The following is a 21734-nucleotide window of genomic DNA, read 5'->3' on the forward strand; positions in this document are numbered from 1 at the left end:
CTATCTGGCCAAATCCGCCACGACCGCATCGAGCACGATCATGCCGGCCGGCGTGGCACGCAGGCGGGCATTGCCGATCGGCGCCACCAGGCCTTCGTCCTGCAGCACCGACAGCCGTGCCGTCGACAGGCCGCGCCCTGAAAATGCCTCGTAGCGGGAAAGGTCGATGCCTTCCGCCAGCCTCAGCCCCATCAGCAGGAACTCGTCGGCCTCTTCCGACCGCGTCAGGATCTCGCCGCCGGTAACGCCATGGCCCTTGGCCTCGACCAGATTGGCCCAGGTCTCCGGCATTTTCTCGGCGATCGTCACCACGCGCCGGCCATTTTCGACGAACCGGCCATGCGCGCCGGGGCCGACGCCGACATATTCGCCATAACGCCAGTAGGTGAGATTGTGCCGGCTTTCGGCGCCGGGCCTGGCATGATTGGAAATCTCGTAGGCCGGCAGTCCGCGCGCGGCGGTGATCTCCTGTGTCAACGCATAGAGATCGGCGGCAAGCTCATTGTCTGGAATGATGAACTTCCTTGCCGCATGCAGCGCATGGAACGGCGTGCCTTCCTCGATGGTCAGCTGATAGAGCGACAGATGGTCTGCGGCGTGGCCGATCGCCTGCTCGAGCTCCGCCTGCCACGCTTCCGGCGTCTGACCGGGCCGCGCGTAGATCAGGTCGAACGACAGCCGTGGGAATATCTCGCGCGCCAGGCCGATCGCATGCAGGGCCTCATTGACATTGTGCAAACGGCCGAGGAAGCGCAGATCCTTGTCGTGCAGCGCCTGCACGCCAAGCGACACCCGGTTGACGCCGGCCGCGCGATAGCCGCGAAAGCGCTCGGCCTCGACGGAGGAGGGATTGGCCTCCAGTGTCACCTCGATGCCATCAGACACCGTCCAGTTCTTCGCCACTGCATCCAGCACCGCCGCCACGGTCTGCGGTTTCATCAGCGATGGCGTGCCGCCGCCAAGAAAGATACTGGTCACCTCGCGCGGCCCGGTGCGGCCGCGCATCGTCGCCAGCTCGGTCTCGAAGGCGCGGGCAAAACGCTCCTGGTCGACCGGCTGGTGGCGGACATGGCTGTTGAAGTCGCAATACGGGCATTTGGCCGCGCAGAACGGCCAGTGGACGTAGACGCCGAAACCAGGCCTGCGGTCGAGCAGCATGGTCATACGGCGGCCAATCGGGCTTGCGCGAATTTCTGGAAGGCGCGGGCACGGTGCGACAATGCGGTTGGCTGGCCGGGCTTCCAGCCATGCTTGTCCTTCGCGCTCATCTCGCCGAAGGTCTTCTCGAACCCATCGGGCAAGAACACCGGATCGTAGCCGAAGCCGAGCTCGCCGCGCGGCGGCCATACCAGCGTGCCCTCGACCTCACCGCGAAAATATTCCGCCTGGCCATCGGGGAAGGCCAGGCAGATGACCGCGACAAAGCGGCCCTTGCGCTGGGCAGGCGTGATCGCGCCAACTTCTTGCAAGGCCACTTCCGTGCGCTGCATGGCCATGCCGAAGTCGCGGGAGCCGTCCGGCGTCTCAGCCCAGTTGGCGGTGTAGACGCCCGGTGCGCCGTCGAGCGCATCGACACACAGGCCGGAATCGTCCGACAGCGCCGGCAATCCAGTGGCCTTGGCGGCGGCCAAGGCTTTTATGAGGGCGTTCTCCTCGAAAGTGGTGCCGGTCTCGTCCGGTTCCGGCAGGCCGTATTCCTTTGCGGACTTCGCTTCAATGCCGAATGGCGCCATCAGATCGGCGAATTCTCGCAATTTGCCGGCGTTGTGGCTTGCGACGATGATCTTATGCCCATCAAGCGAATGAATAGTTGGCGAATGCATCAGATGCCCCAAATTCGTGGCTCGGCGAATTCGATCGAATTGCCGGAGGGATCGCGAATATAGATCGAGCGGCCGCCTTGCGGCCACTCGAACTCGCTTTCGATGGCGATTTTCTTCGCCTCAAGATGCGCTTTCCAGCGTGGGATTTCATCCGCGCTTGCGGCGAAGCAAAGATGGCCCTGGCCGACCGCGCCATGCGGCGGCACGGGCAGCTTGGCGTCGGCCCGCGGCGGCACTTTGGTGGCCTCGGCATTGAAGATAAGCAGCACGCCGTCGCCGCAGCGGAAGAAGAGATGCCTGCCATCGACTTTACCGAGCAGATCGAGCCCGAGCACGCCCGAATAGAACCGTTCCGCGGCAGCAAGGTCGGTCACGTAGAGTGCTGATTCCAGGATTGCGGAAGGAGTCACAGGATCGCCAATCTCATCAATATTGGACCGCAGCTAAGCCACCGCCATTTGCTGCAAGCTGACCAGGCGCTGAATGCCTTTCTTGGCGAGCCCCATCAGCGCCGCGAACTGCTCTTCCGAGAACGGCTCGCCCTCGGCCGTGCCTTGGATCTCGACGATGCCGCCCTTGCCGGTCATGACGAAATTGGCGTCGGTGCCGGCCGAGGAATCCTCGATGTAGTCGAGGTCGATGACCGGCTGGCCATCATGGATTCCGCAGGAGATTGCCGCAACGTGATCCTTCAGCACCTTGCTCAGGCTCGCCATCTGGCGGGCTTCCATCCAGCGCAGGCAGTCGTAGAGCGCCACCCAGCCGCCGGTGATCGAAGCGGTGCGCGTGCCGCCGTCGGCCTGGATCACGTCGCAGTCGACGGTGATCTGCTGCTCGCCGAGCGCCTGCAGATCGACCACGGCGCGCAGGGAGCGGCCGATCAGCCGCTGGATTTCCAGCGTGCGGCCGCCTTGTTTGCCGGACGAAGCCTCGCGGCGCATGCGCTCGCCGGTCGAACGCGGCAGCATGCCGTATTCCGCCGTCACCCAGCCCTTGCCGGAGTTGCGCATCCAGCCCGGCACCTTTTCCTCCAAGCTGGCCGTACACAGCACATGCGTGTCGCCGAACTTCACCAGGCACGAGCCTTCCGCATGCTTGGAGACGCCGCGCTCGAAGGAGATGGGGCGCATTTCGTCGAATTGGCGTTTGGAAGGGCGCATTCAGGCTTCTTTCTTTCTTCGGAATCTTGGCCGGGGAATCTTGGCCGGCTTGTAGCCGCACGGGGCGTGAGGCGCAAAGGAAAATGGACCGGTTGCGCCGACACCGCGGAAGTCTATATCTTCGGGGCGGAGGTTTTTGGCTCGAAATGACAAAGGCAGTCGATCCCGGTTTGCAGTCGCACGTGCTCCCGTCGCACGCGCTGCAATCGCCCGCGCTTCAATCGCTCGACATGCGTTCGCGCGACATCTTCCGGCGTATCGTCGATTCCTATTTGAGGGATGGCGAGCCGGTCGGTTCGCGCAGCTTGTCGCGCATCCTGCCGTCGTCGCTGTCGCCGGCCACCATCCGCAACGTGATGAGCGACCTTGAGCATCTCGGCCTGATCTATGCGCCGCACATTTCGGCTGGCCGGCTGCCGACCCAGGCAGGCCTGCGCTTCTTCGTCGATGCTTTCATGGAACTTGGTGACCTCTCCGACGAGGAGCGCCGCACCATCGAGGCCCAGGTGCGCGCCTCCGGCTCGGGCGCAACTCTGGAGCATATGCTGACCGAGGCCAGCCAGATGCTGTCCGGGATGTCGCGCGGCGCCGGCCTCGTGCTCGCCGCCAAGAATGAGGCGGCGCTTAAGCACATCGAATTCATCCAGCTCGAGCCGACCAAGGCGCTGGCCGTGCTGGTCTCGCAGAACGGCGACGTCGAAAATCGCGTCATCGATCTGCCCGCCGGGATCACCATCTCGCAATTGCACGAAGCCTCTAACTTCCTCAACGCCCATATCCGCGGTCGCACCCTGGCCGAGGCGCGGGTCGAGATCGCCCGCATCAAGGAAGAGACCAGGGCGGCCCTCGACACGCTGTCGCAGGATCTGGTCGAGAAGGGCCTGGCGGTCTGGGCAGGCGCTGAAAGCGGCGTGCCTGGGCGGCTTATCGTGCGCGGTCGCGCCAATCTCCTGGAAAACGTCACTGCCCAGGCCGACATAGAATTGCTGCGGCATCTGTTTGAGGATCTGGAGACGCAGGATGGGCTGATCCAGCTTCTCGACCTCGCCGAGGCAGGCCCAGGCGTGCGCATATTCATCGGTTCGGAAAACAAGCTGTTTTCGCTGTCTGGCTCCTCGCTGGTGGTGGCACCCTATCGCGACAAGGACGCGCGTGTCGTCGGTGCGCTCGGCGTCATCGGGCCGACGCGGCTGAATTATGCGCGCATAGTACCGATGGTCGACTATACGGCGCAGCTGATTTCGCGCATGCTGAGCTAGGAGCCGCCGCGGGCCTGCCGCAAGGAGGAGAAAAGAATGGCGCTGGAATCGTTCAAGGCCCAGATCAGTCTGCTGCTCGAAGAAATGATCAACCAGCCAGAGGATCAGCACGAGGTACAAGAGCAGTTGCGCGAGAAGCTGCAAGAGATGCGGGCGATGGGTTTACCGCTGCCGGCCGATCTGGTCGCGCTGGAAAAGCGCCTCGACGACGACTTTTACGCCTCTGGCAACTGAACGGGTTCGGCTTCAAATCCTCGTGTGCTGGACGGCCGCTTGGAACGATCAATGCCTGATGCCGTTTGCCCCTGTTCGAGGCGAATCCCGGAGGACGTTGATGATCCGACCTGGCGGCTTTGCGGCCTTGGCCGCTGCCCTCCTTGTTGCGACACCGGCAGCCGCCCAGCAGGCGGACCAGAATGTGCTCAAAGGCGAAGCCGCGTTTGGCGATTGGCACGCCGACAGGCCTGGCGTCCGGCGCCTGATTGGGCCGCGAGACATGCCGGCAGCCGACCCCGCCCAATCCGCTTCGAACGGCGCCGGCGTGGCGGAACGGCCCGAAAGCGCCAAGCCAGAATTGCCGTCGGGCTTTTCGGCTGAAATGATCGCATCCGGCATCGTCAATCCACGTGTCGTGCGCGTCGCTCCGAATGGCGACCTGTTTGTTGCCAACAGCCATGCCGACCAAATACGCGTCTATCGTCTCGCCGAGGGCAGCGCCAGGCCCATCGAGAAAGCGATCTTCGCCAAGGGGCTCAATTATCCCTACGGCATCGCCTTCTATCCGCCAGGAGACAAACCGCAATGGGTTTATGTCGCGAACAGCGACAGCATCGTCCGCTTCCCCTATCGCGATGGCGACCTGAAGACATCCGGCAAACCAGAAACCATTGTCGCCCAAATCCCGTCGGGTGGTCACACGACCCGCGACATCGCCTTCTCGCAGGACGGCAAAACGCTTTATTTGTCGGTTGGCTCCGCCTCGAACGTAGCCGAGGATATAGGCAAGGAGCCGGATAGCGGCCTCGACGCCTGGGCCAAATCAAAGCCGCTCGGGGCGGCCTGGGGCTCCGAGGACGGCCGTGCCGATGTGCTCGCCTTTGACCCGGATGGGAAAAATCCCCGAACTGTCGCCACTGGCCTGCGCAACTGTACGGGCATGACCGTGCAGCCCGCCACCGGCGCATTGTGGTGCGTCGTCAATGAGCGCGACGAACTCGGCGACAATGTGCCGTTCGAATTTGCAACGGCGGTCAAGGACGGCGGATTCTATGGTTGGCCTTGGTACTACATCGGCAATAACGAGGATCCGCGCCATCAGGGCGAGCGGCCAGACCTCGCCGGCAAGGCCACTGTCCCCGATGTATTGATGCAGGCGCATTCGGCGCCGATGAATATAGCCTTCTACGACGGCAAGAACTTCCCGGCGGATTATCAGGGTGACGCCTTCGTCGCCATGCATGGTTCGTGGAACCGTGGCGCCAGGACCGGCTACAAGGTGGTGAGGCTCAAATTCAGGGATGGCAAGCCGACAGGCGAATATGAGGACTTCATGACCGGCTTCGTCATCTCGAACGACGCCGTCTGGGGCCGCCCGGTCGGTGTCGCGATGGCCAAGGACGGCTCCCTGATCGTCACAGAGGACGGTAACGGCACCATCTGGCGCGTTACCTACGAAGACGGCCGCTCCTGAACGGCGGTGTCGCCTGCTGCGCTGGCGCAATCGAATCCGGCCCGAGGGAATTCACCCAACTTCAACATTGTGCGACAAGCGCCGATCATGACACTCACCGGGTTCCTCGCCTATAGTGCTGCCCTCGGCATCGCCGCGGCTATCCCGGGCCCAGGCGTCACCGCGCTTGTTGCGCGTGCGCTGGGTTCCGGCTTCCGCTCGTCGCTGGCCATGTCGTTCGGGCTGATGCTCGGCGACCTGACCTATCTCACTGCCGTGGTGCTCGGCCTGGCTTTCGTCGCACAGACTTTCGGCATGGTCTTCCTGGCCATCAAATGGCTGGGCGTCGCCTACCTCGCCTTTCTTGGCTGGCGTTTCTGGACGAGCGGCATCACGCCGGAAACGGTGGAGGCGAAGAAAGGCAAGGGCGGCTTGGCATCCAGCTTTGTAGCCGGCTTTGCCGTCACGCTCGGCAATCCCAAGACGATGATCTTCTATCTTGCCATCACCCCGACCATCGTCGATCTGAAGACGATCACGCTGGCCGATTACGGCATCCTCGTCGCGCTCACCATCGTCGTCCTGCTCGTCGTGCTGGTGCCCTATCTGGCGCTGGCGGCCAAGGCGCGCTGGTTCCTGAAGTCGCCGCGGGCGCTGAGGGCACTCAACCGCACCGCCGCCGGCTTCATGGTCGGCGCGGCGGCGGCAATTGCCGCCCGCCAATAGATCTCTTTCGCCAATCCGCCCAAGGATTGCCACGCCTTGCAAGGGCGGGGGTACTCAGCACGAACTTCACTCGGATATTTTTCGATCGACAGCCTATCTTGCGCGGTGGATGGCTCTATCCTATGCCCGCGCGACTCTTGCCGCTTGACCTCTGGGAGGAAATCAATGAACAAGCCCGCCACCCCCACACACGTGCCCGGCCGCGGCCGCATCTACAATTCGATCACCGAGACGATCGGCGACACGCCGCTGGTGCGGCTTGATAAATTCGCCAGGGAGAAGGGTGTCGTCGCCAATCTGCTGGCCAAGCTCGAATTCTTCAACCCGATCGCCTCGGTCAAGGACCGCATCGGCGTGTCGATGATCGAGGCATTGGAGGCTTCGGGCAGGATTACGCCCGGCAAGACCACCCTCATCGAGCCGACCTCGGGCAATACCGGCATCGCACTCGCCTTTGCCGCCGCTGCCAAGGGCTACAAGCTGATCCTGACCATGCCGGAAACCATGTCCGTCGAACGCCGCAAGATGCTGGCTCTGCTCGGTGCCGAACTGGTGCTGACCGAAGGGCCGAAAGGCATGAAGGGCGCCATCGCCAAGGCCGACGAGCTGGCGGCAACGCTGCCCGACGCTGTCATTCCGCAGCAATTCGAAAACCCGGCCAATCCGGAAATCCATCGCCGCACCACCGCCGAGGAAATCTGGAACGACACCCATGGCGAAGTCGATATCTTCGTTGCCGGCATCGGGACCGGCGGCACCATCACCGGCGTCGGCCAGGTGCTGAAGAAGCGCAAGCCCTCGGTGCATGTCGTCGCCGTCGAACCGGAAGCCTCGCCGGTGCTGTCGGGCGGCCAGCCAGGCCCGCACAAGATCCAGGGCATTGGCGCCGGCTTCGCGCCAAAAATCCTCGACACGACGATCTATGACGAGATCGTCAAGGTCTCGAACGAGGATTCGGTTGCCAATGCACGGCTCGTCGCTCGGCTCGAAGGTGTGCCGGTCGGCATCTCGTCGGGGGCCGCCCTGCAAGCGGCGATCGTCGTCGGCTCGCGGCCCGAGAACAAGGGCAAGAACCTCGTCGTCGTCATCCCCTCCTTCGCCGAGCGCTATCTCTCGACGATCCTGTTCGAGGGATTGGGCGCTTAGACACGAGCGTTTTTGACCGGTCAGTAGCGATCCTTCGCGATGCCCTCCGACATCAAATACTCAGTATCACGCGTCGGCGTGGACCGCTGAAAAACCACCTGTGGCGGGCGTCGTTCGCTTGAGCGGCGGGTCACTTCCGTATCAATCGTCGCTGCCCGGCAGGTGGAGGACTTTATGTACAAGCTCTATACGCGTGCCAATACCGGCGGCTTTGTCGTCGAGGCGGCGCTCGCTTTGGCGGGCGTGCCTTTCGACCAGATCGACGTTCCGAAGGGCCGACCCGACCAGGCCTTTCTTGATATCAGCCCCTTGAACCAGGTGCCGGTCCTGATCTTGCCGGACGGACGCTCGATGACCGAATCGGCGGCGATCTGCATCCTGCTGGCCGAGCGCCACCCCGAAGCAGGACTGGCGCCCGCAGCAAGTTCGGCTGACCGCGCCGACTTCCTGCGCTGGATGTTTTTCATGTCCTCCGTCATCTATTCGGCTGACCTGCGGTTCTTCTACGCTCATCGCTACACGACCGATCCCCGGGGCGTGGACGCTGTCAAACAGGCGGCGGTCTCGGAAATGGATCGCAGCCTCGCCATTCTCGATGCCGCCCTCGACGGCCGCGACTGGCTGGCCGGCGACCAACTCTCGCTGGCCGACATCTATCTCGTCATGCTGGTGGCCTGGCATCCGGAGGTCGCGAAGGTTCCAACCGCTTGGCCGAACATCGAACGCCTGTGGGCCAATTTGCGGGAACATCGGGTGATGAAGAGGCTGAATGCTTCCCACGACATGTGGCCGGCCTAAGCACTCCGCCTTGTCTCAGTGTCTTTCCGCGCGGCCGAGCCCTGCCCGTCGTTCCTGCAGGAACCGGCGCACGGCCGGATCTCGTTCGAGGCCGATAGCCCGGTCATAGGCCTCGCTCGCTTGTGGAACTTTGCCGAGTCTGGCCAGCAGGCCCGCGCGGGCGGCCCAGTAAGGTTGATAGTCATACAGCCGCTTGTCGCCGCTGAGTTGATCAAGCGCGCCCAATCCTTCTGAAGCACCTTCGGCCTCGGCAATCGCCACCGCACGGTTGATCGACACCACCGGCGAGCCGGCAATCACCGACAGCGCGTCGTAGAGCTCCTTGATCGCGACCCAGTCGGTACAACCGGTCAGCCGCCGTGTCGTATGGGCGGATTGCACGGCGGCCTCGAGCTGGTAGCGGCCGACAACACCCTCGGCGGCCGCGCGCCCGAGCAGCGCCTCCGCTTCATCGATCAGGGTATCGTCCCACAATGCAAGATCCTGCTCGGCCAGCGGCACATAGTCACCCGCCGCATTGCGCCGGGCTGCACGCCGCGCCTCGGCGAACAGCATCAGCGCCAGCAGGCCGAGTGCTTCCGGCTCATCCGGCATCAGCGAGGCGATCAAACGGCCGAGCCAGATGCCTTCGGTCGCGAGATTGCGGCGCCGCGTTTCGGTGCCGGCCGGGTCGGACCAACCTTCGGCAAACGCCGCGTAGATCGCTTCCAGAACGGTGCCCAGCCGCTCGCCGAGTTCGGCCCGCTCCGGCACGCGGAACGGAATGCCTGTCTCGCGAATTCGCGTCTTGGCGCGCACCAGGCGCTGGCTCATCGTGGCTGGCGAGACAAGAAAAGCCGAGGCGATGGTCGCTGCGTCGAAGCCCAGGACCGTCTGCAGGATCAGCGGTGCTCGCACGCCGGCCTCAATCGCGGGATGGGCGCAGGCAAACATGAGCCTGAGCCGCTCGTCCGGCAGGTCTTCCTCGGCCATGCGCGCCTCCATCTCCTCGGCGATCAGTCTGAGGTGGTCGCGGCCCGCCTCGCGTGTCAGCCGCCGTCTGACCGCGTCGACGCGGCGCTTGCGTGCCACCGCCAGCAGCCAGGCTTCCGGCTTGTCGGGCACGCCCGCCTGTGGCCAACGCTCGAGCGCCGCTGCAAAGGCATCGGCCAATGCGTCCTCGGCAGCGGCCACGTCGCGCGTGCGTGCGGCGAGATAAGCGACCAGCTTGCCGTAGCTTTGCCGGGCGGCCGCTTCCGCCGCCGCCCGCGCAGTATCGGGCAATTCCGGCATCACATGGTGAGTTCCCAGATCGGCCGCACCTCTACCGTGCCGGTGCCGGCGCCCGGGCAGCGCGCCGCCCAGGCGATGGCGGCGTCGACGTCCTCCGCTTCGATCATATAGAAGCCGGCAAGCTGCTCCTTGGTGTCGGCATAGGGGCCGTCGAGCACGTTGGTCTTGCCATTGGCCATCCGCACCGAGGTAGCGGATTGCGTCGGCTTCAGCCGGTCGCCGGCGAGCCAGGCGCCGGATTTCTTCAGCGCTTCGGTGTAGGCGACGTACGCGCTCGACATCTGTGTCACCGCATCTGCTGGCGCGGCTGCCATCCCCGCTTCGTTTCCATAGATCAAAAGCATGTATCGCATGGTCTTCTCCCGTTTCTCGAAGGCCGCATCGTTGCGAGCCGGACTTATGTCGCGCGGCCCTGCCGGATTTCGACAAGCGCTGGAAAAATCTTTCTGCCGCGATGCGACCTCGCGCAAGCGCCAACGTGTTGCGGCACTGCTTAGCCGTTCGTCTAATCGCTGCTATTGCGGGTTGGCATTTTCCGCCCGCTGTCTAAACTCGCTTCGTGCCGCCGAGGAGGGCACGGCGGCGAATTTTCAGGGAGGAAATCGCATGCTCAATTTCAGAACGAAATTTGTTGCAGCCGGCGTGCTGGCGCTGTCGCTTGGCCTTGGCGCGGTATCGGTCAAGGCACAGGAATTCATCAACGTGCTGACCGGCGGCACGTCCGGCGTCTACTATCCGCTCGGCGTCGCGCTGTCGGAAATCTACGGCAAGGGCATCGAAGGCGCGCGTACTCAGGTGCAGGCGACGAAAGCGTCGGTCGAAAACCTCAACCTGCTTCAGCAGGGCAAGGGCGAGATCGCCTTTGCGCTCGGCGATTCCGTCAAGCTGGCCGCCGAAGGCAATACTGAAGCAGGCTTCCCAGGCAAGCTCGACAAGCTGCGCGGCATTGCCGCCATCTATCCCAACTACATCCAGATCGTCGCCAGCAAGGAATCCGGCATCAAGACGCTCGCCGATCTCAAGGGCAAGAGCCTTTCGGTCGGCGCGCCGGCCTCAGGCACCGAGCTCAACGCCCGCACGATATTTGCCGCTGCCGGGCTGAAATACGAAGACCTCGGGCGGATCGAATATCTGCCCTTCGCCGAATCGGTGGAGCTGATCAAGAACCGACAGCTCGACGCCACGCTTCAGTCGGCTGGCCTTGGGGTCGCGTCGATCCGTGACCTCGCCACCTCATTGCCGGTAAACATCGTTGCCGTGCCGGCGGAGGACGTCGCCAAGATCGGCTTGCCCTATCTTTCCGTGGTCATCCCCAAGGGCACCTACGAGGGCCAGACCGAGGATGTTGCGACCGCCGCCGTCGGCAATTTCCTGATCACCAGCGCCGATGTCTCCGACGAGACCGCCTACCAGATGACAAAACTGCTGTTCGAGCATCTCGACCAGCTCACCGCTGCCCACGCCGCCGCCAAGGCGATCGACCCGGCCAAGGCGCTCGACGGCATGCCAGTGCCGCTGCATCCAGGCGCCGAGAGGTACTACAAGGAAAAGGGATTGGTGAAGTAAGGAGCCATCCCTCCCCCTTGAGAAAAAGGTGAACAGCTGCCGAAGGCGAATGGACCGGTAGGGTCGGTTGAGGCCGTACACTGCCGCACCGACCCCACCCGCCTAGCTTCGCTCGCACCTCCCTCGGGGAGGGGAGCGCCCCGCCAGGAACCCCGCTAATGACCGCAACCCCGACCGTTCTTTCCCCCACAGCGGAAGCTCCTGTCGAAGGATTGCCGCCTGGCTTCGGCGAAGGCATCGCTGGCAAGGCGGCTTTTTTTATCGCCATCGCCTTCTCCATCTTCCAAATCTACATCGCCGCCTACGGCAGCCTACCGAGCCAGGTCATACGCGCCATGCATGTCGGCTTCCTGCTGCTGCTCGGCTTTGCCCTAATCGCCAATCTGCGCGCCAAAAGCGTCCCGGCGAAAGCAGTGTTCTGGACGCTCGGCCTGCTTGGTTTCGCCACCGGTCTGTACAATTGGGTGTTCTATGCCGACCTCATCCGCCGCTCCGGCTTTCTCACCACGCCTGACCTGATCGTCGGCGCGGTGCTGGTCGTGCTGGTCTTCGAGGCGGCGCGGCGGTTGATGGGGCTGCCGCTTGCCGTCATTGCCTTCATCTTTCTCGCCTACGCATTCGCCGGCAATCATCTGCCACCGCCGTTCATCCATCGCGGCTATGATTTCGCCCAGCTCGTCGACACCTTCGCCTACGGTACCGAAGGCATCTACGGCACGCCGATCTATGTCTCGGCCGCCTACATCTTCATCTTCGTCGTTTTCGCCGCCTTTCTTGAGCGCGCCGGCATGATCGCGCTGTTCAACGATTTTGCGCTTGGCCTGGTCGGCTCATGGCGCGGCGGCCCGGCGCAAGTCTGCGTGCTGTCCTCGGCGCTGATGGGCACCATTTCCGGCTCCGGCGTCGCCAATGTGGTGGCCAGCGGCCAGTTCACCATCCCGCTGATGAAGCGCTTCGGTTTCCGCTCGGCTTTCGCCGGCGCCGTCGAGGCGACCTCGTCGATGGGCGGTCAGATCATGCCGCCGGTGATGGGAGCGGTTGCCTTTATCATGGCCGAGACCCTGAACATCCCCTATGCCGCTGTGGTCAAGGCGGCGATCATTCCGGCGCTGCTCTATTTCGGCGCCTGTTTCTGGCAGGTGCACCTGGAAGCCGGCAAGGCCGGCCTGCACGGCATGGCTAAGGCCGACCTGCCCAACCCGTGGGATGCGGTGAGACAACATTGGCCGCTGGTACTGCCTCTCGCAGCACTGATCTACCTGCTGTTTGCCGGCTACACACCGGTGTTCGCCGGCACCATGGGTCTGGCGTTGACTATTGTGCTTATCCTCGGCACGCCGCTGGCAGCATCGATCGGGCCTCTCGCCTTCCGCATCGTCTTCTGGCTGGCGCTCGGGCTTGCCGCGGCTTCCTTCATGAAATTCGGCGTCAACATCCTCAGCCTGGTCATCGCAGTGCTGGTCGCCGCCTGCCTCACCTTCAAGGGCGGGCGCGAGACGCTGCGCATATGCGTGGATTCGCTTGCCGAAGGAGCAAAGAACGCGCTGCCGGTCGGCATTGCCTGCGCCATTGTCGGCATCGTCATCGGCACGTTGACGCTTACCGGCATCGCCTCGACCTTCATCGGCTGGATCATCTCGATCGGCGAGAACAATCTGTTCCTGTCGCTGCTTTTAACCATGCTCACCTGCCTGGTGCTCGGCATGGGCATACCGACCATTCCCAACTACATCATCACTTCGTCGCTGGCCGGGCCAGCGCTGCTGTCGCTCGGCGTGCCGTTGGTGGTCAGCCATATGTTCGTCTTCTATTTCGGCATCATGGCCGATCTCACCCCGCCTGTGGCGCTGGCCGCCTTCGCCGCCGCACCCATGGCCAAGGAAAGCGGCCTCAAGATCGGCGTCCAGGCCACCAAGCTTGCCATTGCCGGCTTCGTTGTGCCGTTCATGGCGGTCTATACCCCGGCGCTGATGCTGCAGGACCCCGGCCCGATCGCCGCCCAGTTCGGCTATCCCGTCGAGGTCGCCTATATCGTCATCAAAGCCTGCATGGGTATCGTCCTGTGGGGCGCCGCGGCCGTCGGATTTCTCGCCCGGCGCATGGCCTGGTGGGAACGCCTCGTCGCCTTCGCCGCCGGCGTGCTGCTGGTTGCGGCGCTGCCGCTCACCGACGAGGCGGGCTGGGCGCTATCCCTTGCCTGGATCGGCTGGCACTGCTGGCGCGCGCGGCAGGCTTCGCTGGCTAATTCAGCATGAGCCTCTGCATCGTCGCGGCCGGCAAGACGGTGACGCTCGCGGTCGCTGCCTTCACGCTCTCCTGGGTGCATTCGGTGGAGAAGACCCAGTGGCAGGAAGACTGGAAGGTGCTGCCGTCCGGCCTGCAATTGGTCGAGGCCCGCATCAAGGGATCGGGCGCCGGGATGGAGCCGCCGCAAGGCTCGGTGCTGAGAAACGGCTGGTGGGTCTATGCGCCCAAGGTCGGGCCACAGCGGCGCCTCGCGCTCGCCGCCTCGGGCGCAACGGGTCAGGGCTGGACGCTGTGCACGGCGCAGGACTGTCGCGAATTGGCCAAGCTGGCAGGCGGCACGATCTCGCTGGAGCCGTGCGGGCCGGAGGGCTCCAGCCAGCCGCGGTAGCGGACGATCATGCCGGCAAGCGGATGCGAGATCTCAACATGGAAGCGGAAGCGGCCATCCTTCACCGTTTCGTAGGAAGTCGAGCGTGGACCGAGCCACATCGGAAGCGGCAGGCCAAAAAAACTCCAGCGGCGCAAGACCAGCGCCAGCCGGCCGTCTGCTGCAACCAGCGCCATCGCGAAGGTCAGCGGGCCGAAGCGTTCGCACAGCAAGCGCTGCGATCGACCCCGGCCTGCGGACTGTAGGCTCGAAAAACTGTGCTTGCCGAATGTCCGGGTCCAGGTCTCGCCGTCCTTGTCGGTGTCGAAGCGGACATGAACCGGGATGTCCTCGCTTGCCCCGGGGAAGCCGACCGTCCAGGCCATTAGCCGGCCAAGAACATTGCGCCCGCGTTCGACGCGCGCGCGGCCTGCGGCCGTGATCGTACGGTCATGCATTGACCGAATTGCCTCGGGAAGGCCTTGCCAGGCGGCACCGAGCAGCTCGGCATAAAGCGGCTTGTCCTCGTCCGCCGCCCCGTTCCTGAAGCCGGTGTAGATTGTCCGCCCGGCGAACAGGGCTTCATAATCCCGGAGCTCCAAATCGCGCATCGCCGCCCGTGCGCCCGGCGCGGGCTGATGTCCGGCCAGCGCTTTGCGGACCAGCGCTTCGACCGCCATCGACGGGATCAGCGGCCCATCATTGCCCTCGGCCACGAGATGCCACGAGCGCTTGACGATGGCGCCCGCCCGGTCCGATCCCTCCACCTCGACGAACATGCCGCCGCGATGCTCGCCCCAGCGCAGCCGGTTCGTTGCCTGATGCATCAGCGGCGCCAGTGGCGAAAGCGAACCGATCAATCCGGCGCGTACAAGCCAGGCGAGGCCGATCAGGGCGCGGTGCAGCGTCTCGGGAACCGGCCCGGCGCCCATCCAGATGGTCTTCGCCTCCGGCCAAAGCTTGGCCAGAGCGCGCAGGTCCGGAACGTCGACCAGCGAGAACAGCGTGTTTCGAAGCGGCAGCCGGCCCGGCGGCGCGACGGAGTAGCGCAATTGCTCTGTGAACGGATGGCCTTGTTCGGGACGGCCATTACGAACAAGCCGCACCGGCTGACCGGCGTAACCGGCGATAGCCCGAATGACGTTCTCGCCGACTCCGGCAAAGGGCGACGGCGCGATGCCGCCGCGAATGCCGTCGACCCGCGTCAGGTCCGAAGACAGGCGACGCACCACTGCCGCCGTCAGCACCGGAAAGCTCGACACGCCGGACAGCACGAAGACGCCGGCGTTTCGCGCCGCCTCGTCGAACGCAGAGACACCGGCGACGAAATCCGAGCCGTCGGCTAGATCGAGATAGTTGATGCGCCGGGCGATGCAGCCCTCGATCAGGCGATAGCGTCCCTCGCCATAGGCCTGGAACGGACCGCTCGCGTCGACTACAATATCAGGCTCTAATGCAGCGAGTTGCGCGGCGAGATCGCCGTCACGGTCGAACAGTGCCGGCACCAGCTGGGCTGCTGTCGGGGCGCGCTTCTTGCAATACGCGTCAGCCTTGGCGAGCGAGCGCCCGGCGACAAAGAGGATCAGATGCGGCTCGCCCTCCAAAAGCTCGACAGTGCGACCGCCAAAGGTGCCATAGCCGCCGACGACAAGAACCTTCATCCGCAGTTCCCCCAACAGTTCCCCCAAAATGCCCCGCCCGCTCCCGGCCACGGCAACGAATCTAGCCGATCAATCTTGCCCTCACCTCGGCGGAAGGGATTTCGCAATTGTCTTTCTTGCCGAACAGGGCGTAGCGGTTCTTTGCGATGCGGCCGTAGAGCCAGTCGCGAAGCGGGCGCGGCAACGGCAGCAGGATCCGCGCCGACCGACACGGCCAGCCGAGTTCGGCCATGACGGCAACGAAACTGTCCAGGCGGGTGACAGCCGCGCCATCGACGATGACGAGATTGGTCTCGTAGCGATCCGTCCGCAGCCCGTATTTCTTGAACAGCACCTCGCCGAACGGTGACTGCGCCGTTACGAAATGGAAGTGGCCCTTGCGGTCGAGCTTCACCACCATGCGCACAAAGCCCGAGCACAACACGCAGACGCCGTCGAACACGATCAACGGGCGACTTGCATCGAATTCCGGCGGTTCAGGAGAATGGTTCGGCTTGACGGTCACGTGGCGCCTGACAGCTGGTGTCAGATGAAACTAGGCCTGCCGGCGGCTGGATCAAAGCCCGGAATGTCAGGGCCTTGGCGTTGTCGCACGCCGTCTGTCGGTCAGCGCAGGGCGCTCGGCGCGATAGGTCGTTGACCGGTTGTCGGCGTCGGGCCGGCAGATCCGGCTGTCGTGACGGCTTTCCGTGGTCATCATCAGTGCACGCTGATCCCAAGCGTGTTGCCACGGCGCGCGCAGGCGGGGCCTGGGCCGCGCATATAATAGCGCTCAGGCCGATAGGTCGGAGCGACGAATTCGCGGATGGCGGCGGCATAGCCGGCGATTTGATTCCAGAAGCTCATTTTACTCGGTCCCTGTCCCGCTTCGGATGTCCCTTCCGAATTGCGGGGATCATAGCGTCCAGGCGTGAATAGTCGGTGAACGCGATGTTAATCTCTGGTCGAAAATGCCTTTGTTCATGGCTGGAATGCGGCTGATTCGCGGTGTTTCCATGCAATCCGTCGGCATTTCGTCCAGTGTGACTTTTGCATCACATATGTTTCGCCTGAATGTCGCAGAGGCGCGGTTTTGTTTCAGGTTTTGCCGGACCGCGAAATTTCCGTGCACGCGGCCGGAAAACCAGGAACCGGCCCGTCAGCCGCACGTTGATTTCCCAGTGCCGGGACGAACCGGCTCCGCAGGCTGTGGTGCTCGGGTGGGCCGCAGCCAAAAAATCCGAAACTGCAAGAGCAATGGAAAGGCAAAGGCCATGGGTTTCTTTTCGAAGGATATCAAAACCCTCGACGACCTCTTCGTGCACACGCTGCGCGACATCTATTACGCTGAAAAACAGATCGCGAAATCGCTGCCGAAGATGATCGACAAGGCGAGTGATCCGCAGCTGAAAGCCGGCTTTGAGAAACATCTCGCTCAGACCAAGGGTCATATCCAGCGTGTCGAGCAGGTGTTCGAACTGCACGGCGTGAAGGCCAAGCAGGTCGACTGCCCAGCCATCGACGGCATTCTCGAAGAAGCCGACGACGTCAGCGGCGACATCGCCGACAAGGAGGTCCTCGACGCTGCGCTGATCGCCTCCGCCCAGGCGGTCGAGCATTATGAGATGACCCGTTACGGCACCCTGATTGCCTGGGCCAAGCAACTGGGCCGCAGCGACTGCGCCAATGTGTTGGCCAACAACCTCAAGGAGGAGCAGGCAACCGACCGCAAGCTTACCGAGATAGCGGAAAGCAAGGTCAACCTGCAAGCCGCCGAGTAGCCCAGTGAGCGAGAACAAGGCAAGGCTGGGTTGAAAGCCCGGACTTGCCTTTTGCGCCGCCGGAACCGGAACGGACTTTGCCCGTTCTCGGTTCAACATTGTCGTGCAGGGAGTTTGTCATGGCGCCGCGCCCGGCCTGGAGAGGGTATCTCAAGCTTTCGCTGGTCACTTGCGCCGTCGAACTGACCAATGTCGTCACTCAGGCGGAGAAAGTCTCATTCCGCGTGCTCAACCGCAAGACCGGCAATACCGTCAAGCGCGTCTATGTCGATTCGGCAAGCGGCAAGCCGCTCGATGAAGGCGACGAGATCAAGGGCTACGAAATCGGCGACGGCGACTTCGTCCAAATCGAGGAGGAGGAGATCGAAGCCGTGCAGATCGAATCCTCGCACACGATGAGCCTCGATGGTTTCATCGAAAAATCCTCGATCCAGCAGATCTATCTCGACGCGCCCTATTATGTGACGCCTGCGGACGAGGTCTCGGAAGAGGCCTTCGCCGTCATCCGCGACGCCATGGCCGCCAAGAAGACGGCGGGGCTAGCCCGCATTGTGCTCTATCGCCGCGAACGTCCGGTGGTCATCGAGCCGTTGGGCAAGGGTCTGCTGCTGACGACCTTGCGCTATGGCGATACGGTTCGCAGGCCCGAGATAGTGTTCGGCGACATCAAGACGGTGAAGACCGACGCCGAGATGATCAGGCTGGCCGAACACATCGTCGATGAGAAACAGGCGGCGTTCGATCCTTCCGAATTCGAGGACAAATACGAAAATGCCCTGATCGAGCTGGTCCGCGCCAAGAAGGCCGGCAAGAAGGCACCGAAGGCCAAGGCGGAACCACGGCCCTCCAACGTCGTCAACCTCTTCGATGCGCTGAAGAAGAGCCTTTCGTCGGAAGCCGGTGCGCCGGCAAAGACCGGACGCCCGGGAAAAGGCGCCAAGTCCAAAGCCGCCCGGCGCAAATCTGCTTAGGATCCGCCCATGGCCAGCCTCGAGCAGTATCACGCCAAGCGCAATTTCAAGAAGACGGCCGAACCAGCCGGCAAGATTTCGCGCGGCAAGAAAGCCGTGGCGGGTGGCATCTTCGTCATCCACAAGCATGCCGCCACCAGGCTTCACTACGACCTTCGTCTCGAGCATGGTGGCGTGCTGTGGAGCTGGGCCGTGACGCGAGGCCCGAGCCTCGACCCGCACGAAAAGCGGCTCGCCGTGCACGTCGAGGACCACCCGATCGACTATGCGCCGTTTGAAGGCACTATCCCGAAGGACCAATATGGCGGCGGCTCGGTCATTGTCTGGGACGAGGGAACTTGGGCCCCCGATGGCGACCCGGCAAGGGCGATGAAGAAAGGCCATATCAGTTTCGAACTGCATGGCCACAAATTGCATGGCGCCTGGCATCTGTTGCGGCTGAAGCCGCGTCCGGGCGAAAAGCGTGACAACTGGTTGCTGATCAAATCCGACGATGCCGCCGCGCGTCCGGGCGAGGACATTTTGCAGGAGGCGCCGCAATCGGTGAAATCCGGCCTGACCATCGAGGAGGTCGGCGAAGGCAAGACCGCCGACGGCAAGAAGCCAAGCGTCTGGCAGTCCGACAGGCCGGCCGCCAGCAAAGCGAAGGCCGTCGCGGCAAGGCGGCTGGAATTCATCGAACCGGCGCTCGCAACGCTGGAGCGGGACGCCCCGCCCGGCAAGGACTGGCTGCATGAGGTGAAGTTCGACGGCTATCGCATGCAGGCGCAGCTTGCCGGCACCGAGGTGCGGCTTTTGACACGCGCCGGCCTCGACTGGACCGACAAATTCGGTGGCGCAATTGTCGCGGCACTTGGCGGCCTGAAATGCACCGATGCTATCATCGACGGCGAAATCGTCGTGCTGGCGGATAATGGCGTGTCGTCATTCTCGCTGCTGCAGCAAGATCTGTCGGCGGGCCGTACGGACCGTTTCATCTACTATGTCTTCGACCTGTTGCGTCTCAACGGTGAGGATATCCGTTCAGAGCCGCTGGTCGAGCGCAAGGAAAGGCTGCGCACTTTGCTCGCCGGACAGGCCGAGGATCAGGCCGTGCGCTTCAGCGACCACTTTGCCGAGCCCGGCAAGATCATGCTGGAGCATGCTTGCCGGCTGGGGCTCGAAGGCGTCGTCTCCAAGCGCGCCGATGCGCCCTACCGCAGCGGCCGTGTCCCGTCCTGGGTGAAGTCGAAATGTACGGCACGCCAGGAATTCGTCATCGGCGGCTACATGCCGTCGGACAAGACCGGGCGGGGCCTGCGCTCGCTGCTGGTCGGCTATCACGAGGGCGGCAAGCTGCGCTATGCCGGCCGCGTCGGCACCGGCTTCACGGCCAAAAGCACCAACGAGCTGAAGAGGAGGCTTGATGCGCTGAAGACGACAACCTCGCCCTTCGACAGGGCGGTGCCAAGGGGCAAGGGGCTGGTCTGGGTCAAGCCCGAACTTGTCGGCGAAGTGGAGTTTCGCAGTTGGACGTCGGACCGTATAATACGCCACGCGTCGTTCCAGGGATTGCGCGAGGACAAGCCGGCGGAGGAAGTCGTGCAGGAGAAACCGAAAGCACGCTCAGCTCCGGCAGAGTCGAAGCCAAAGCCCGCCAAACCCGCCGGCGCGGCGAAAACCTCGGTTATGCTGTCCCGCCCCGACAAGCTTCTGTGGCCGCAGGAGAACGTATCGAAGCAGGATCTGGTCGATCACTACGCGCTGGTCTGGCCGCGCATGAAGCAATTCGTCATCAACCGGCCGCTCAGCCTCGTGCGGGCGCCGGACGGTGTTGGCGGCCAACGGTTCTTCCAGAAGCATGCCTCGGCCGGCATGCACGACAAGATCGCCGTGATGAAGGACCCCACCGACGGCGAGGAGATATTGTTCATCCGCGATTTCGACGGTGTCGTGGCCCTCGTTCAACTCGGCGTCGTCGAGATCCACATCTGGGGCTCGACCACGGACGAGCTGGAAAAACCAGACCAGATCATCTTCGATCTCGATCCCGACGAGGGTGTCGACGTGAAGGCGGTTCGTGCCGCGGCGCTCGATATCCGCAGCCGGCTCGACGAACTGTCCCTGCCTAATTTCGTCAAGACCTCGGGCGGCAAGGGCTATCATGTCCTCGTCCCGCTGAAGCCGTCGGCGGACTGGGACGAGGTCAAAGGCTTCGCCCATGAGTTCGCCCGAGCGCTCGAGCAAGCCGCACCCGACCGCTACACGGCGACGCTGTCTAAGAAGGCGCGCACCGGCAGGATATTCGTCGATTATCTGCGCAATGGCCGTGGCGCGACCACGGTCGCGCCCTATTCGTCGCGCGCCAAAAAAGGCGCCACGGTATCAATGCCGGTGACCTGGGCGGAAATCGAGGCCGGATTGCCGCCGAACGCCTTTCCGATCGGCGACAAGACGACGCTGAAGCGGCTTGGGCAAGCCGATCCCTGGGAGGATTTTTTCAAGCAGGCCAAGCCGCTCAAGCGCGGCTAGAGCAATTCCAGGAAAAGTGTGGAACGGTTTTCCGTCTGGGATTGCGTCAAAACAAAAAAGATAGAGCGGTTCGGTGTTTCCGTGAAACGACGAGCCGTTCTAGTGCGTCGAAGCGAGCCGTCAGGCGAGAAACGTCTTCTCGAACGCCTGCTTGCCTGTCGGCGAGAAGATCACCGCACGGCTGTCCTTCTCGCGCCGCGCCCATTTCTCGGCGAGGATCTTGTCGAGAATGGCGGCGCCCAGCGTGCCGGCGAGGTGCGAACGCCGCACGCTCCAGTCGAGGCAGGCCCGGCACACCGGTCGCCGCGCCTTGCCCTCGACATCGATGCCGATCGCGGCGAAATGCGAGGCGGCCGACGGCCCAAGCTGAATCTCCTCATCATCTCGCAGGAGCACTTGTCGAGCGACGAGACGGTCCAGCATCGCCACCGCCTGCTCGCCGGCGAGGTGGTCGTAGCAGACCCGCGCCACGCGCATGGCCGCGTCGCGTGGGCCAGGCCGCACTCGTTGCGGCCCGGCCGCAGCGGCAACACCTGTGATCGCCTCGATCATGCCTGCTACCTGCGGGCCGGCGAGGCCGTAGTAGCGATGCCGTCCCTGGCTTGCCAGCGTCAGCAGCCCGCCTTCCATCAGCTTCGACAGATGGGAGCTCGCTGTCGGAAGCGACACCCCGGCCTCGAGTGCCAGTTCACTCGCCGTCAGTGCCGTGCCGCCCATCAGTGCGGACAGCATGTTTGCCCGCGCTGGATCGCCCACCAGGCTGGCAATGCGGGCTATGTCAGGTCCTTCGCGCATGGT

22 protein-coding genes are annotated in these 21734 nt (G+C 63.6%); 12 read left to right on the top strand and 10 right to left on the bottom strand.

Features of this window, described 5'->3' with window-relative positions; translation table 11 throughout:
- From hemW to rph, 4 genes are read right to left on the bottom strand one after another with little or no spacing between them, the layout of a single operon-like run.
- Window positions 1-1164, bottom strand: a complete 1164-nt coding sequence (gene hemW / locus NKI41_RS16490) for a radical SAM family heme chaperone HemW (protein ID WP_352684001.1) — start codon at window positions 1162-1164, stop codon at window positions 1-3.
- Window positions 1161-1808, bottom strand: coding sequence for an RdgB/HAM1 family non-canonical purine NTP pyrophosphatase (rdgB, locus tag NKI41_RS16495; protein WP_352614790.1), 648 nt, complete (start codon window positions 1806-1808; stop codon window positions 1161-1163). The genes hemW and rdgB overlap by 4 nt, the downstream gene beginning before the upstream one ends.
- A 14-nt stretch (window positions 1809-1822) precedes the next feature.
- Entirely contained in the window at window positions 1823-2233 is a 411-nt protein-coding gene (locus NKI41_RS16500) for a VOC family protein (RefSeq protein WP_352473571.1), read from the bottom strand.
- A 33-nt stretch (window positions 2234-2266) separates the two neighbouring features.
- On the bottom strand, window positions 2267-2983 hold the full coding sequence (rph, locus tag NKI41_RS16505) for a ribonuclease PH (RefSeq protein WP_352684003.1): 717 nt from the start codon (window positions 2981-2983) through the stop codon (window positions 2267-2269).
- 146 nt (window positions 2984-3129) lie between these two features.
- Between rph and hrcA the strand changes: the two genes are divergently transcribed.
- The 6 genes from hrcA to NKI41_RS16535 all read left to right on the top strand — a co-directional run bounded on the left by hrcA (window position 3130) and on the right by NKI41_RS16535 (window position 8581).
- Window positions 3130-4242, top strand: coding sequence for a heat-inducible transcriptional repressor HrcA (gene hrcA, locus NKI41_RS16510; protein ID WP_502893799.1), 1113 nt, complete (start codon window positions 3130-3132; stop codon window positions 4240-4242).
- A 36-nt stretch (window positions 4243-4278) separates the two neighbouring features.
- On the top strand, window positions 4279-4476 hold the full coding sequence (locus NKI41_RS16515; protein WP_023678983.1) for a hypothetical protein: 198 nt from the start codon (window positions 4279-4281) through the stop codon (window positions 4474-4476).
- Window positions 4477-4576: 100 nt separating this feature from the next.
- The gene (locus NKI41_RS16520) at window positions 4577-5932 is read left to right on the top strand and encodes a PQQ-dependent sugar dehydrogenase (RefSeq protein WP_352473575.1); all 1356 of its coding nucleotides are present in this window, start codon (window positions 4577-4579) and stop codon (window positions 5930-5932) included.
- A gap of 87 nt (window positions 5933-6019) precedes the next feature.
- The gene (locus NKI41_RS16525; RefSeq protein WP_352473576.1) at window positions 6020-6637 is read left to right on the top strand and encodes a LysE family translocator; all 618 of its coding nucleotides are present in this window, start codon (window positions 6020-6022) and stop codon (window positions 6635-6637) included.
- 165 nt (window positions 6638-6802) lie between these two features.
- Window positions 6803-7783, top strand: coding sequence for a cysteine synthase A (cysK, locus tag NKI41_RS16530; protein ID WP_023718844.1), 981 nt, complete (start codon window positions 6803-6805; stop codon window positions 7781-7783).
- A gap of 174 nt (window positions 7784-7957) precedes the next feature.
- Window positions 7958-8581, top strand: coding sequence for a glutathione S-transferase family protein (locus NKI41_RS16535; RefSeq protein WP_352539792.1), 624 nt, complete (start codon window positions 7958-7960; stop codon window positions 8579-8581).
- Between the two features lie 15 nt (window positions 8582-8596).
- On the opposite strand, the gene NKI41_RS16540 is transcribed toward NKI41_RS16535, so the two are convergent.
- Window positions 8597-9853, bottom strand: a complete 1257-nt coding sequence (locus NKI41_RS16540) for an RNA polymerase sigma factor (RefSeq protein WP_352473579.1) — start codon at window positions 9851-9853, stop codon at window positions 8597-8599.
- Window positions 9853-10206: a YciI family protein gene (locus NKI41_RS16545; RefSeq protein ID WP_352684006.1), complete on the bottom strand. Its 354-nt coding sequence runs from the start codon at window positions 10204-10206 to the stop codon at window positions 9853-9855. The genes NKI41_RS16540 and NKI41_RS16545 overlap by 1 nt, the downstream gene beginning before the upstream one ends.
- A 253-nt stretch (window positions 10207-10459) precedes the next feature.
- On the opposite strand from NKI41_RS16545, the gene NKI41_RS16550 reads away from it, so the two are divergent.
- The 3 genes from NKI41_RS16550 (at window position 10460) to NKI41_RS16560 (ending at window position 14054) form a co-directional block, all read left to right on the top strand.
- Window positions 10460-11419, top strand: coding sequence for a TAXI family TRAP transporter solute-binding subunit (locus NKI41_RS16550; RefSeq protein WP_352473580.1), 960 nt, complete (start codon window positions 10460-10462; stop codon window positions 11417-11419).
- 158 nt (window positions 11420-11577) lie between these two features.
- Entirely contained in the window at window positions 11578-13674 is a 2097-nt protein-coding gene (locus NKI41_RS16555; RefSeq protein ID WP_352684008.1) for a TRAP transporter permease, read from the top strand.
- The gene (locus tag NKI41_RS16560) at window positions 13671-14054 is read left to right on the top strand and encodes a DUF1850 domain-containing protein (RefSeq protein ID WP_352451865.1); all 384 of its coding nucleotides are present in this window, start codon (window positions 13671-13673) and stop codon (window positions 14052-14054) included. The genes NKI41_RS16555 and NKI41_RS16560 overlap by 4 nt, the downstream gene beginning before the upstream one ends.
- Here NKI41_RS16560 and NKI41_RS16565 read toward each other — a convergent pair.
- From NKI41_RS16565 to NKI41_RS16575, 3 genes are all read right to left on the bottom strand, one after another.
- Complete coding sequence (locus NKI41_RS16565) at window positions 13943-15694, bottom strand: saccharopine dehydrogenase family protein (RefSeq protein WP_352684010.1); 1752 nt, start codon at window positions 15692-15694, stop codon at window positions 13943-13945. The two genes, NKI41_RS16560 and NKI41_RS16565, sit on opposite strands and share 112 nt — an antisense overlap.
- A gap of 61 nt (window positions 15695-15755) precedes the next feature.
- Window positions 15756-16199 carry a thiol-disulfide oxidoreductase DCC family protein gene (locus NKI41_RS16570; protein WP_352684012.1) on the bottom strand — a complete coding sequence of 148 codons (444 nt, stop codon included), beginning with the start codon at window positions 16197-16199 and terminating at the stop codon, window positions 15756-15758.
- A 194-nt stretch (window positions 16200-16393) separates the two neighbouring features.
- Entirely contained in the window at window positions 16394-16540 is a 147-nt protein-coding gene (locus tag NKI41_RS16575) for a hypothetical protein (RefSeq protein ID WP_023718851.1), read from the bottom strand.
- 407 nt (window positions 16541-16947) lie between these two features.
- Between NKI41_RS16575 and NKI41_RS16580 the strand changes: the two genes are divergently transcribed.
- The 3 genes from NKI41_RS16580 (at window position 16948) to ligD (ending at window position 20936) form a co-directional block, all read left to right on the top strand.
- Entirely contained in the window at window positions 16948-17454 is a 507-nt protein-coding gene (locus NKI41_RS16580; RefSeq protein WP_352540023.1) for a YciE/YciF ferroxidase family protein, read from the top strand.
- 119 nt (window positions 17455-17573) lie between these two features.
- The gene (gene ku, locus NKI41_RS16585; protein ID WP_352539795.1) at window positions 17574-18425 is read left to right on the top strand and encodes a non-homologous end joining protein Ku; all 852 of its coding nucleotides are present in this window, start codon (window positions 17574-17576) and stop codon (window positions 18423-18425) included.
- A 9-nt stretch (window positions 18426-18434) separates the two neighbouring features.
- Window positions 18435-20936, top strand: coding sequence for a DNA ligase D (gene ligD, locus NKI41_RS16590; RefSeq protein ID WP_352684014.1), 2502 nt, complete (start codon window positions 18435-18437; stop codon window positions 20934-20936).
- Between the two features lie 120 nt (window positions 20937-21056).
- Here ligD and NKI41_RS16595 read toward each other — a convergent pair whose 3' ends face one another.
- Entirely contained in the window at window positions 21057-21731 is a 675-nt protein-coding gene (locus NKI41_RS16595) for an ArsR/SmtB family transcription factor (RefSeq protein WP_352539797.1), read from the bottom strand.
- Window positions 21732-21734 lie beyond the last annotated feature (3 nt).

The sequence above is a fragment of the Mesorhizobium sp. M0601 genome, from assembly GCF_040320845.1.
Lineage (GTDB): Bacteria > Pseudomonadota > Alphaproteobacteria > Rhizobiales > Rhizobiaceae > Mesorhizobium.

Bases quoted from the DNA above. Each gene is read 5' to 3' on its own strand.
- hemW (WP_352684001.1), bottom strand. From the start codon at position 1,164: ATGACCATGCTGCTCGACCGCAGGCCTGGTTTCGGCGTCTACGTCCAC.
- rph (WP_352684003.1), bottom strand. From the start codon at position 2,983: ATGCGCCCTTCCAAACGCCAATTCGACGAAATGCGCCCCATCTCCTTC.
- hrcA (WP_502893799.1), top strand. From the start codon at position 3,130: ATGACAAAGGCAGTCGATCCCGGTTTGCAGTCGCACGTGCTCCCGTCG.
- NKI41_RS16515 (WP_023678983.1), top strand. From the start codon at position 4,279: ATGGCGCTGGAATCGTTCAAGGCCCAGATCAGTCTGCTGCTCGAAGAA.
- NKI41_RS16520 (WP_352473575.1), top strand. From the start codon at position 4,577: ATGATCCGACCTGGCGGCTTTGCGGCCTTGGCCGCTGCCCTCCTTGTT.
- NKI41_RS16525 (WP_352473576.1), top strand. From the start codon at position 6,020: ATGACACTCACCGGGTTCCTCGCCTATAGTGCTGCCCTCGGCATCGCC.
- cysK (WP_023718844.1), top strand. From the start codon at position 6,803: ATGAACAAGCCCGCCACCCCCACACACGTGCCCGGCCGCGGCCGCATC.
- NKI41_RS16535 (WP_352539792.1), top strand. From the start codon at position 7,958: ATGTACAAGCTCTATACGCGTGCCAATACCGGCGGCTTTGTCGTCGAG.
- NKI41_RS16540 (WP_352473579.1), bottom strand. From the start codon at position 9,853: ATGCCGGAATTGCCCGATACTGCGCGGGCGGCGGCGGAAGCGGCCGCC.
- NKI41_RS16545 (WP_352684006.1), bottom strand. From the start codon at position 10,206: ATGCGATACATGCTTTTGATCTATGGAAACGAAGCGGGGATGGCAGCC.
- NKI41_RS16550 (WP_352473580.1), top strand. From the start codon at position 10,460: ATGCTCAATTTCAGAACGAAATTTGTTGCAGCCGGCGTGCTGGCGCTG.
- NKI41_RS16555 (WP_352684008.1), top strand. From the start codon at position 11,578: ATGACCGCAACCCCGACCGTTCTTTCCCCCACAGCGGAAGCTCCTGTC.
- NKI41_RS16560 (WP_352451865.1), top strand. From the start codon at position 13,671: ATGAGCCTCTGCATCGTCGCGGCCGGCAAGACGGTGACGCTCGCGGTC.
- NKI41_RS16565 (WP_352684010.1), bottom strand. From the start codon at position 15,694: ATGAAGGTTCTTGTCGTCGGCGGCTATGGCACCTTTGGCGGTCGCACT.
- NKI41_RS16575 (WP_023718851.1), bottom strand. From the start codon at position 16,540: ATGAGCTTCTGGAATCAAATCGCCGGCTATGCCGCCGCCATCCGCGAA.
- NKI41_RS16580 (WP_352540023.1), top strand. From the start codon at position 16,948: ATGGGTTTCTTTTCGAAGGATATCAAAACCCTCGACGACCTCTTCGTG.
- ku (WP_352539795.1), top strand. From the start codon at position 17,574: ATGGCGCCGCGCCCGGCCTGGAGAGGGTATCTCAAGCTTTCGCTGGTC.
- ligD (WP_352684014.1), top strand. From the start codon at position 18,435: ATGGCCAGCCTCGAGCAGTATCACGCCAAGCGCAATTTCAAGAAGACG.
- NKI41_RS16595 (WP_352539797.1), bottom strand. From the start codon at position 21,731: ATGCGCGAAGGACCTGACATAGCCCGCATTGCCAGCCTGGTGGGCGAT.